A 12,734-nucleotide genomic window follows, 5' to 3' on the forward strand; every position below is an offset into this window, starting at 1 on the left:
GCTGGCGTGATCGTCAGGCCTGCAAGCTGATCGGAACCAAGAGTCCAGGTGCCGTCACCGTTATCGGTGCCCGCGGACAAAGTTGCCCCTTCCGGGACACCAGAGATGGTCACCGTCAGCACTTCGCTGGAATCCGTCAGACCCGCGTCAATATCAAGCGAAATGGCAGAATCTTCTGAACCACTGGCATCAGAAACTTCCAATGTCGGTGTATCTGCCACACCGGCAACATCAACAGTAATCCGGCCCGTTGTGGTCGCAACATCGTTGCCATCCGCAGACTGCGCGGTGACGGTCAGATCAAACGATCCACTAAAGTCCTCCGCCGGGGTAATCGACAGGCCGTTCAGGTCGGCAGCAGATAGCGTCCAGCTGCCATCACCGTTATCGGTGCCCGCAGACAGGTTCGCACCTTCTGGCACGCCGCTGATTGTAACAGTGAGAACTTCGCTGGAGTCCGTGAGACCAGCATCAATATCCAGCGCGATGGCAGAATCTTCCGAACCACTGGCATCAGAAACGTCCAATGTCGGCGTATCTGCCACACCGGCAACATCAACAGTGATCGTGCCGCTGCTCGTCGCAACATCGTCACCATCAGCCGACTGCGCCGTCACCGTCAAATCAAACGATCCGCTGAAATCATCCGCTGGTGTGATCGTCAGACCGTTCAGGTCAGCCGCCGACAAGGTCCAAGTCCCGTCACCGTTGTCCGTGCCAGCCGACAAGGCGGCACCTTCTGGCACGCCACTGATCGTAACGGTTAGAACTTCGGAGCTGTCCGTCAGGCCTGCGTCAATGTCGAGCGTAATCGCCGAATCTTCTGAACCACTGGCATAAGAAACTTCCAATGTCGGCGTATCTGCCACACCGGCAACATCAACAGTGATCGTGCCGCTGCTCGTCGCAACATCGTCACCATCAGCCGACTGCGCCGTCACCGTCAGATCAAACGATCCGCTAAAATCATCTGCTGGTGTAATCGTCAGACCGTTCAGGTCGGCAGCAGATAGCGTCCAGCTGCCATCACCGTTATCGGTGCCCGCGGACAAAGTTGCCCCTTCCGGGACACCAGAGATGGTCACCGTCAGCACTTCGCTGGAATCCGTCAGACCCGCGTCAATATCCAGCGCGATGGCAGAATCTTCTGAACCACTGGCGTCAGAGACGTTCAAAGTAGGTGCGTCAGCAAAACCTGTAACGTCAACCGTAATCGTATCCGTCGCTGTCGCAATGTCGCTGCCATCCGCAGATTGCGCGGTGACTGTCAGGTCAAACGATCCGCTAAAATCATCTGCTGGTGTAATCGTCAGACCGTTCAGGTCGGCGGATGACAGAGTCCAGCTGCCATCACCGTTATCGGTGCCCGCAGACAGGTTCGTACCTTCTGGCAAGCCGCTGATCGTAACGGTGAGAACTTCGCTGGAATCCGTCAGACCCGCGTCAATATCAAGCGAAATGGCAGAATCTTCTGAACCACTGGCATCAGAGACGTCCAAAGTCGGCGCATCGGCGACACCCGCGACATCAACCGTAATGCTGCCTGTTGTGGTCGCAATGTCGCTGCCATCCGCAGACTGGGCCGTCACCGTCAGATCAAACGATCCGCTGAAGTCATTCGCTGGCGTGATCGTCAGACCTGCAAGCTGATCGGGATTTAGAGTCCAAGTGCCATCACCGTTATCGGTACCGGCTGACAGGGTTGCGCCCTGTGGCACGCCGCTGATCGTGACATTGAGAACTTCGGAGCTGTCCGTCAGGCCTGCATCAATGTCGAGTGCAATCGCATTGTCTTCGGACCCGCTAGCATCCGACACATCCAATGTCGGCGCGTCTGCGATCCCCGCAACATCAACCGTAATCTCTTCGACTACGACTGCGCTGTCGGTGCCGTCAGTTGTCGTGACAGATACGGTCAGGTCGAAGCTGCCGCTGAAATTTTCGCCCGGTGTGATTGTCAAGCCGTCGAGATCGGCGACGTCGAGGGTCCAGGTGCCGTCACCATTGTCGGTTCCGGCGGACAGGGTTGCGCCATCTGGCACGCCTGAGATGGTGATCGAGATGCCCTCGTTCGCATCAAGCAGTTCGGTATCAATCGAGAGTGCAATCGCACTGTCTTCGGCACCGGCGGCATCGCGGACATCAAGCGTTGCACCATCGGCAACGGCTTCGACATCGACCGTGAAGCTTGTGCTTGTCGATGATGTGCTGCCATTGGCCTCGGTGCTGGTCGCGGTCACCGAAAGATCGAAGCTGCCATTGTAGTTTTCGCCCGGTGTGATCGTCAGGCCCGCGAGCTGGTCTGGCGTCAGTGACCATGTGCCATCGCCGTTATCCGTACCGGCCGATAAAACCGCCCCATCAGGCACGCCGGAAATCGTGATCGAAAGGGTTTCATCCCCGCCATCAAGATCACGAAGAGCGGCAGAGACATCAAGCGAGATCGCACTGTCTTCGTCACCGCTAACATCCGTGGCAGAAAGGCTTGGCGTGTCGGCGACTTTTGGCACCTCGTTCCGGGTTTCGAGTTCAAGAACCTCGTCCAGTTCGTCGGAATCCGCAGCACTGACATCAGCCGCCGCAACAGCAGCCTCTGATGCCGGTGCGGATCCGGACGCAAAATCAGTTTCAATATTTTGACCGGAGCGGCCACCACCGCCTTCGCGGGCGCCAGGCACAATGGTCGTATCGGGTGTTGAAACCGGTTGCGGGTTATCAGCACCACCTGCATCGTTTGACCGCAAGGAAACCGGGTCGTTTCCTGAGCTGCCACCAGCAGTTTCAGCGCCCTCGCCAACCGTATCGATATTGTTTTCAAGCTCGACCCGCTCGGCCTCGGCCTTTATCTGCTTTTCCGTGGCGTCGGCCTGGGTTGTTTCCTCGGCCCGTTGATCTCCCGCGTTGCGCTGGCGGAACTGGCGTTGGTCTTCGCCCTGCGGATTATTGACCTGATTGCCATAATGAACACTGCCCAACTGTTCGTTGGGAATGCCACCATCACCATTCTGATCACCATGCAGTTCGACATGCTCGTCCGGGTCATCGCCACTGCGATCATCACGCATAAGATCATCACCGCCGGTACCGGTATCTGCCCGGTTTCCGCCCAGTTCGTTGCGAGTGTCTTCTGCGTCGCGAGGATCGTCCGCCATCTAGCCCATTCTCCGAGAAATGCGGGACGGGAATCCCTGATCCGCATTTCTATACAAAAGTATAGAATCCTCTGTTTTACCAGAGAAACGTGCGGCCAGGCAGTAGAAATGAAATGAACATTTCCAGCGGGACCATTATGAAAACTCAGCGTTCGCTAAATGCCTGATCAAGCGAGACATAAACCGGCTTGAGCAGATATTGCAGCAATGTCCTTTCACCCGTCTGGATGTCGGCCTGAACCGTCATGCCAGGGATAATCGGCTGAGCGCGGGCACCCTCACCGACCCGGTCGGAATCAAGTGCCACCCTTCCTTTATAATACGGTCGTCCATCTTCATCAACAAAAGTAGAGGCCGATATCGATACCAATTCACCACTAATACTACCATATCGTATATAGTCAAATGCGCTGACTTTAACAGTCACCGGCTGTCCAAGATGAACATGACCGATATCCTCGGTCGAAATCCGGGTTTCCGCGACCAGTGCATCATCGGTCGGAACCAGCTCCATGACCACCTGTGCCGGGGCAATCACCCCGCCGATCGTGGTAAATTGCAGCCCTTTGATATAGCCCTTGGACGGGGCGCGGATTTCAAGTCGCGCGACACGGTCCTTAAGCTTGCGCAGCGCTTCATCGGCCTGGGCAATTTCACCGCCAAGCCGCCCCAGTTCACTTAGCGCTTCCTCGCGCTGGCTGTTTCGAAGTTCGTTCTGGCGCAGATTGGCTTCGGCAATGGTTTCACGCGCACGCGCCATTTCCGCAATGACACTTGAAAGATTGCCCTGCGCTTCGTTCAATTCACGCTGGATATTGAGGAACAGGACCTTGGAGTTCAGCCCCTGTTCATACAGCGAGCGGCGCATCGTCACTTCTTGGTTAAGCAATTCGACAGAACGGCGCAAAGTCCCTTCCTGCTGCTGGAGCTGGGCCAGTTCGGCGTTGCGTTCCTTGATCTGAACGTCAAGGATTTCGCGCTGGCTGCTATCAAGGTCGGTTTTGATCCGATAGATTTCCTGCTGGTTTTTTGCCAGTTCCGGATACTGGTCCATCAGCTGGGTGAAGTCGGGATCGCGCGATTCGGCAAGTGCGCGATAACGTTCGGCTTCAAGACGCAGGCTGGCCTGTCTGGTTTCGGCCTGCGACAGTTCGGCCTGTGATGCTTCGGGTTTCAACCGCATCAGAACCTGGTCTTTTTCAACCAAGTCACCATCCCGCACCATGATTTCGGAAATGATGCCGCCTTCAAGATGCTGGATCTTGTTAACCGCCCCGGTCGGCATGACCTGCCCGAAGGTGGTTGCCGTTTCCTTGATCTGGGTGGTTGCCGCCCACGCGATCAGCGCGATAAAGCCAACCGAAAGCATCACCATTGCCGAACGGACAAAGACCGAAATCCCGCCTTCTTCGAGCAAGACGGCATGTGACAGATAGCGTGCCATACGGCGCGACTGGCGGAACCGTTCAATTGCGGTGTTCTGAACTGCTTCGCTCATAGGAAACCTCCGTCAAGCACCTGCTGCTTGATGCGTGCTGGCGGCGCGTCGGCGCGCACCTGGCCTGCTTCAAGAACAATGATGCGGTCGGCCAGATCAAGATGGCTTGGCCGATGGGTAATCAGGAAAATCGTCGATCCGCCGCGCAGACGGTTGATCGCATGCTGGAATGCCCGATCCGCTTTCTGGTCAAGGCCATTGGTCGGCTCGTCAAACAGGATGATCGGTGCTTCGCGGACAAAGGCACGCGCAAGTGCCAGGCGTTGCAGGAAGCTTGTCGAAAAGCGCGAGGAATGCTGATCGCCGATCCGTGTTTCAAAACCGTCGGGCAGGGCTTCGATTTCGGAAAGAATTCCCGCCGACATACAGGCCATCCGCAATTCATCGGGCGATGCGATCGGATTGGCAAGGCGCAGGTTTTGCGCAATTGATCCACGGAAAAATTCAACATCCTGGGGCACATAGGAAATGGACTGACGCAAGGTTTGCGGATCCATCTGGCGAATGTCCGCCCCGTCGATCAGAACAGCACCGGCCTGTGGCTGATACATCCCGGCGATCAATTTGATCAGCGATGACTTGCCCGCCCCGTTCGATCCGACAAGCGCAACCACCTGTCCGGCCTTGATATCGAAATTCACCCCGACCAGAGCCGGATCGGAGTCCGGCGTATATCGGAAGCTGACACGCGAGAAGGTGACATTGCCTTCGAAACGGCGTTGGCCAACCGTGCGCGGCACCAGATCACGTTCCGGTGCCAGCGTCATCAGACGGTTTATCTGCCGGACAGACCCGCGAAGCTGTGCCAGCCGCGGCATACCGACAAAGGCCTGATTGATCGGGCCAAGCACACGCCATGCCAGCATCATCGATGCCACAAGTGCGCCGACGGTCATTGAACCCGCCATGACCTGAACCGCGCCAAAGGCAAGGATAAGCGCCCCGGATGAGACCATCAGAATCTGTGCCGATGTGTTGATCACATTATTGATCATTGCCACCCGGAACCCGGCATAAGCCGTATCGGCCGAAATATCGCGGAAACGCGACAGCCAGCGATGTTCTGTGCCTGTATATTTCAACGCCTGCATCTTGCCGACCGTTTCGACAAGGAATTCCTGACGATTGGCCCCATTGCGGCCAAGTTCCGAAACCCGTCGTGACACCACCGGGAAAGACACCAGCCCGATCAGGACAAAAACAACGATCAGCCCAATCGGGATAAGTGCTAGCCACCCCCCAAGGATCGCCAGAACAATCAGGAAGATCGGCAGGAAGGGCATTTCCAGAATGACAAGCGCCATCGGGCCGCTAAAGAATTCGCGGACGCTTTCAAAATCGCGAATCCGCGAAATCTGCACCCCGACCGGGGCACGTTCGGTAAAGGCGGGTGGCAGGGACAGGAGCCGTTCGAAAATGGCACTGCTGACAAGTGTATCAAGGCGCGCCCCAAAATGGCTGACCATCTGGCTGCGCAGATTGCGCAGGACCCAGTCAAGGATCAGGACAATCCCCATGCCGATCCCGAACTGGATCAACATGGGGATCGACCGCGTTCCAATGACCCGGTCATAGATCCCCATTACGAAAATCGGGCTGGCCAGCGCCATCAGGTTCAGCATCAGGGTAATCAGCAAAAGCTGTCCACCGAGGGCGGAAAACCGGTCGGTTATTCCGCCAAACCAGCCGCGTTTGTCCTCTTCAAAAAACCGTTCGTGACGCCCAGCCTGGGTAAACTGGAACAACCGCCCCGGAAGATTGCCCGGCTTGATCACCATTTCGCGGCTGGTGCCGCCATCAAACACCCGGATGCCAGCATTTTCCGGCTTGATCACCACAAGTGCGGTGCCGTTATCGGGCACGAACAGACAGGGCATCAACCGATCATCGATCCGATCAAATGTGGTATCGATTTCGCGCGACCGGTAATTCAGGTTCGCCAGCACATTGCGAAAATCGGTCAGATCAAGGGCCTCGTCCATATGCGGCAATGCTTCTGCGACCTGACGGGGCAGCCCACGCCAGCCAAGCGCCTGCAACAAAGGCCACAGGCAGGCATCAAAATCCGACTGGGCGTCATTGCTGGCAAGGCCCATGCGGTAATTCAGCGCGAAGTCCATGTTTTCGATATTCATGACCGGCCTCCTGCGCGTACGACTTCTTCTGCCTCGATCACCGGCTGGGTGCCGCTGCGCCGCAGGACCGGCACCAGACGTTTTTCAATCAGGCGATATTGCCTGTCGGCCAGAGCAATCAATGACGGTCGATGAGAAACCATCACCAGCGTGCAGTGTTTGCGAAGTTCAATCAGAAGACCGGCAAGAATATTATCGCCCGCGATATCAAGCGAACTGTTGGCTTCGTCAAACAGCACGATGCGCGGATAGTCGATCAGGGCACGGGCAATGGCGATACGCTGCTTTACGCCGCGCGGAAGGGTTTCGGATGCCTGTCCGCCCACTTCGGTATCGTAACCGTTGGGCATGCGCATGACGATTTCATCAAGCCCCAGACGCCGCGAGATTTCCACGACACGATCCGTGCCAATTTCCTTGCGGAAGGATGTGATGTTTTCAAGGATCGTTCCCTTGAACATCACCCCATGTTGCGGCAGATAGGCAATCTGGCGGCGGATCGATTCCGATGCATATTTATTTGGATCACGACCATCCAGCCGGACCGAACCGCGATCAGGGCGTAACGCCCCCATCAGAAGCCACAGCAAGGTGGTTTTACCGGTGCCGTTTTCACCGGTGATTGCAACAGATTCACCGGGCTGTATCGCAAGCGTCAGGTTTTCAAAAACTGTGTCCCCGCCCGCGTGCGAGAAACTGACATCATCAAGCTCGATGCGCCCTTCAAGCGGCGGCATTTCAGCAGCATCGTCGGCATCTTCGGGCGGCAGACGGAAAAGTTCGCGGCACCGATCACGCGCAACCCGAATACTTTGAAACTGGGTCCAAAGACCCATGGCACGTTGCAGCGGCTGGATCGAACGCCCGGCCAGCATCGTGCAGGCGGCAAGCCCGCCCACTGTCAGATCGGCATTGATAACCAGAAGACTGCCGACACCAGCAACAAGGATCATCGTGATCATCGAAAAACTGGCACTTGAATTGATCGCGGCATGGGCGCAGCGTGCGGCGACAAGGTCATCCTCGGAACACTGGATTTGCAGCTGGTCATGGCGACGGATCATCAGGTTTTCCATCGCCATCGCCTTGATGGTGTGAATGCCGGTCAGGGTTTCGATAATGAAATTATAGCGCCGCTCGTCGGCCTGACTGCGTTCATCAAGCGCGCGACGCAACCGCCGCCCCAGGATCATTGCGGTCAGCATGAAGGCAAACAGAATGCCCAGCGGTACCAGCACAAGCTTGCCACCAATAATGGCGATCAAACCAAGGAACAGGATAATGAACGGCAGATCGATCACCGCCCCGATTGCCTGCCCGGCATAAAAGTCACGCAGGACATTCAGACTGTTCAGCCGCTGAAGATGCAGGCCAGGTGCGGTTTTTTCGTAATCGGAAAGACTGGTCGCCAACAAATGACCGACAGCAGCCTGCGAACTTTTATGTTCGAACTTTGCCGCCGACAGCGACGATATATAGGCCCGACAAAGGCGCAAAGCCGCTTCAAGCACCAACGCGCCAAAAACCCCGAGTATAAGCAAGGTCAAAGTCGGGATGGCATTATGGGGCAGCACACGGTCATAGACCTGCAACAGGGTCACCGGCAGTGCCAGCGACAGCAGGTTGATCACAAGTGCTGCGAGCAATATGGCAAAACGGCCTGCCCCCAGATGTGACAAAGTGCCGATATGCAGGCCAGGCTTGCGTTTCATAACGCAGTCATTCTCCAAGTCGAAGCGAAACCATACTAAAGTAGGTGTATTATACCTTGATATAGGATCAATAGCCCATGACTATGCTGGAGGCAAGAAAATCCTGAAGGTTCTACAACCCGGTATATTGTTCGCGCCGTACCTGGCGTCAGATCAGATTACTGCCTGTAAAAAGTTATTCATCGCCGCGCAACCGGTCCGTTGCGCGCCTTTCGGCCTTGGTCGGACGTCCGCTGCCAGCTTCGCGTTCAGCAATCGGAGCGGTTCGGATATCGGCCGCGACCTCTTTTTTCGCCACACGTGGTGGCGAGTGATCAACGTAAAGCTGCTGGGCTTCGGGGGCGGGGCCACGTCGTTCGCCAGGTGCCACCACTTCGATCACGCGCAGATGCGGGCCCTGAAAGAATTGCAGCCGATCCCCGACAACGACCGTAACGCTGGCTTTGGAGACAGACTGACCGTTCAGAACGATATGGCCCGACTGGCATGCCTTGCTGGCAAGCGAACGGGTCTTATAGAACCGCGCATACCATAGCCATTTATCGATACGGACTTTGTTGCCTGTCTGATCAAGTGTCATGGATTGATTTTACCATCCCAAACGCAATGCGGCGACCCCGCAAAGGGTCGCCGCATCACAGAAAACAGGTCGGGATCAGCCCTTTGCCGCCAGCATTTCCTTCAGCTTGGCAAATGGCGAATCCTCGTTGATCTGATTGTTTTTGGCCGGTGCATTGTTCGGACGCCCCTGACCTTTGCCACCACGGTCGCCGCCCTTGTTCGGGCCGCCACGGTTCGGGCGTTGACCGCCTTTGCCTTTCGGCGCGCCTTTGCCATGGGCTTCCTGGCGCGGACCGCCACGCTGGCCTTTGCCGGCACCACCGCGCTTGCGGCGGTCGACACGGACAAAATATTTAACCTCGACGAATTCCGGCTCGGCTTCGGCTTCACCGGCTGCCGGGGCAGCTTCTTCGACGGGCGTTTCGCTGACGGCGTCGGCCGGAGCTTCTTTGGCCGCTTCATCGGCATTTACGGCTTCAGCAGGAGCTTCCGGTGCATCTGCGGTCACAGCCACAGGTTCAGCAGCCTTTTTAGCAGCTTCCTTGGCATCAAGTTCAGCCTTGCTGACCTTGACCACCTCGGCACGCCAGCCAAGTGCGGTAAACACGCCTTCGGCCTGCTCGACCGTGCAGCCCAGAAGCGACAGCAGATCGGGATCGGGTTTTACCTTGCCATCATTTTCGCGCGCCTTCTGGCGCAGCAATGCGGCAAAACGTTCGAGCATATCGACGCGTGCTGCAAGCGGCCCGACCGGCATGTAACCGGCAGCCAGATAGAAGCCCTTGGAATTGCTGCGATCATTTGGAACCGATGTGCGACCTGCCGGTGGCAGTTCGGGAAGCGCATCAAGTTCGCGCGAAATCGCCCAAAGGATGCCACGCAGTTCGACGGGATCGGGTTTCAGCGCGTCAAGCACATGAACCGTTTCAACCCCCAACCGCACGCCAAGCTTGGCCAGCGCCTTGCGGTCTTCGTCCGAAAGATCCTTGATCAGGCTTTCAAGATCGGCACGCGGCACACAACCAAGGCCTTCGTTCAATTGGAACAGAAGGCCGCGAATCGGACCGGGAAGCTGACAATCGCGCAGGCGGGTCAGCATTTTCAGGCGCGCTTCGATATGGGCGTTGACGAAATTCTGAAGACGGGTCCGTACGCGTTCGCGGGTCGGGCCGTCAAAAAACTCGCTGTCAATGACCTGGACGTCAGGGCTGAGGACGGTGTCGCCCTTTTTCAACCCACCGACAACCGCCCCGTTCCACAGGACTTCCAGTTGACCATTCACCGCGAATTTGTCGTCTTCATCGGTTTCCAGTTGTTTGACACGCTGCGCAATTTCGCCAGTCAGTGCACGACGTGCAGCACTGGCGATTGCCTTGCCTTCAAACGCAGCATCGGTTTCATCGGCGATGAAACGGAATCCTTCCAGTCGGCCGACGTATTCACCTTCGACCTGGACTTCACCATTCGCAGTGATGGTAGACATGAGTTCAGACTTGTCCTTGAGACTTTTCAATAAAACCGAAGTTCGTCTGTCAACGAACCTTTGGGTCAGGCGTTCATGTAGCACATCAGAGAGCTTATCCTCAATGGCCCGCGTACGTTCCTGCCAATGATTGGCATCTTCGAGCCAGTGATGCTTGTGCGATACATAAGTCCAGACGCGAATACCCGCCAACCGTGATGACAACTGATCGATATCACCATCATAACGGTCCAGGCGCAAGACTTGTTCGCCCAACCAGTCGACAGGCAGTTTACTATTTGGTTTTGCCAGATAGCGATAGATGGATGTTAGCAGCCTTGGATGCGCATCGGTATGGATATTTCTGAAGTCCGGAATCTGGCAGACTTCCCACAATAGTTGCACCCGATCCGGGGCCGATGCGATGCGCGCGACGTCTTCGTTCTGCGATAAATGCGCCAGCATGACTTCATCGACCGGTTCGCGCGCCAGAACAAGCGTCGGGTTGTCCGACCGCTTGCGCAGCGATTTCTGCAAGGCATCGACGGTTCTGAAATCCAGTCGCGCATTGCGCCAGAAGACTTTGGCAAGCGGTTCGAATTCGTGGGCTTCGATCTGTTCGATAATATCGGGATCGATCCCCGAAAGATTGCCCGTCACCCCAAAGGTGCCGTCATTCATATGACGTCCGGCGCGCCCGGCGATCTGAGCGGTTTCCGCCGCCGTAAGCCCGCGATTGAACTGACCGTCAAACTTGTGAAGGGCGGCAAAGGCCACATGGTTCAGTTCAAGATTAAGCCCCATGCCAATCGCGTCGGTCGCAATCAGGTGTTCGACCTCGCCATTCTGGAACATCTCGACCTGGGCATTGCGCGTGCGCGGGCTAAGCGCGCCAAGCACGACGGCCGCCCCGCCCTTCTGGCGGCGGACCAATTCGGCAACGGCGTAAACTTCCTGTGCGGAAAATGTCACGACGGCCGACTGGGATGGCAGACGCTGGATCTTTTTCGATCCGTTATATGTCAGAGTCGAAAACCGTGCGCGCGTATCAAATTCGACATTGTCGATCAGTTGACGGATCACCGGACGGATGGTTTCCGCCCCCATGAACATGGTTTCGCTGATACCGCGCGCATGCAACAGCCGGTCGGTAAATACGTGCCCGCGTTCGGGATCGGCACACATCTGGATTTCATCGATGGCCAGAAAATCAACCTGCTTGTTGACCGGCATGGCTTCGACCGTACACAGGAAATAGCGTGCTGATTTTGGAAGGATGCGTTCTTCGCCGGTGATCAGGGCCACCGCACCCTTGCCAACACGGGCGACCGCGCGATCATAGTTTTCGCGCGCCAGAAGCCGCAGCGGAAAACCGATCATACCCGAGGTATGCGCCAACATCCGTTCCATGGCCAGATGGGTCTTGCCGGTGTTGGTGGGCCCCAATATGGCAAGGATACGGGGACCGGTTCGGGTTGAAATCTGCATCAAACTTTTCCAGCAGGCATCGCGGATGATTTCGCGCGCCTAGATCAATGCGCCTTTCAACACGCCGCATCGCACAATGTCAAGCATTCTGCCGCATCGGCAAGAGTATCCCAATGCATTCCGTTACGGATCAAGACGTTCCATCTGACGGTTCGTGATCCCGTGCGTCATCAAGTTCAAGCAACCGCGCGCCGGGACCATCCGTTGCCAGTTCATCCGACGGGTTGCGAAGCGGGCAGTCGCTGATCGAAAGGCAGCCACACCCGATGCATTTGCCCAATTGATCGCGCAGCAGGGTCAATTGTTCGATCCGGGCATCAAGATCATCACGCCACCGCGACGAAAGCTTTTCCCAGTCCTGTGTCGTCGGGGCCCGGTTAATTGGCAGTCCCGATAACGCATTCCCGATTTCGGCCAACGGAATGCCGGTGCGTTGTGCGACCTTGATGATCGCGACCCGGCGCAGGATACCGCGCGGAAAGCGTCGCTGATTGCCATCCGTTCTGATCGAAGCGATCAGCCCCTTACGCTCGTAAAAATGGATCGCTGATACGGCAAGTCCGCTTCTTTTGGCGACTTCACCCACACTGAGATAGCGGTGCAATGGCCCGGGTTTCACCATTTTCCTGCCCTTTCCGTTATTTTTTTCATGGCGTTCTGATGCGCTTGAAATTCATCATTGACCTCAACTATTGTTAAGGTTCTATAGATTTACTCCTTGCTGCG

Annotated in this window: 7 protein-coding genes; all 7 read right to left on the bottom strand. The window is 56.5% G+C overall.

The window, feature by feature from the left end:
• Positions 1 to 3,152, bottom strand: a 3,152-nt coding sequence (locus BC440_RS03910) for an Ig-like domain-containing protein (protein WP_247643525.1), incomplete at its 3' end; no start/stop codon positions are given.
• A 145-nt stretch (positions 3,153 to 3,297) separates the two neighbouring features.
• Positions 3,298 to 4,650 (bottom strand): HlyD family type I secretion periplasmic adaptor subunit, encoded by a 1,353-nt coding sequence (locus BC440_RS03915; RefSeq protein WP_071239573.1) that lies wholly within the window; start codon positions 4,648 to 4,650, stop codon positions 3,298 to 3,300.
• Positions 4,647 to 6,785, bottom strand: coding sequence for an ATP-binding cassette domain-containing protein (locus BC440_RS03920; protein WP_071239574.1), 2,139 nt, complete (start codon positions 6,783 to 6,785; stop codon positions 4,647 to 4,649). Before BC440_RS03920 ends, BC440_RS03915 begins: the two co-directional genes overlap by 4 nt.
• Complete coding sequence (locus BC440_RS03925) at positions 6,782 to 8,497, bottom strand: ABC transporter transmembrane domain-containing protein (protein WP_071239575.1); 1,716 nt, start codon at positions 8,495 to 8,497, stop codon at positions 6,782 to 6,784. The genes BC440_RS03920 and BC440_RS03925 overlap by 4 nt, the downstream gene beginning before the upstream one ends.
• A 175-nt stretch (positions 8,498 to 8,672) precedes the next feature.
• Positions 8,673 to 9,077, bottom strand: coding sequence for an RNA-binding S4 domain-containing protein (locus BC440_RS03930; RefSeq protein ID WP_037988119.1), 405 nt, complete (start codon positions 9,075 to 9,077; stop codon positions 8,673 to 8,675).
• A 75-nt stretch (positions 9,078 to 9,152) separates the two neighbouring features.
• On the bottom strand, positions 9,153 to 12,008 hold the full coding sequence (locus BC440_RS03935; protein WP_071239576.1) for a helicase-related protein: 2,856 nt from the start codon (positions 12,006 to 12,008) through the stop codon (positions 9,153 to 9,155).
• A gap of 130 nt (positions 12,009 to 12,138) precedes the next feature.
• The gene (gene soxR, locus BC440_RS03940; protein WP_071239577.1) at positions 12,139 to 12,630 is read right to left on the bottom strand and encodes a redox-sensitive transcriptional activator SoxR; all 492 of its coding nucleotides are present in this window, start codon (positions 12,628 to 12,630) and stop codon (positions 12,139 to 12,141) included.
• Positions 12,631 to 12,734 lie beyond the last annotated feature (104 nt).

It is taken from the genome of Thalassospira sp. MIT1004 (genome assembly GCF_001858545.1).
GTDB lineage: Bacteria > Pseudomonadota > Alphaproteobacteria > Rhodospirillales > Thalassospiraceae > Thalassospira > Thalassospira xiamenensis.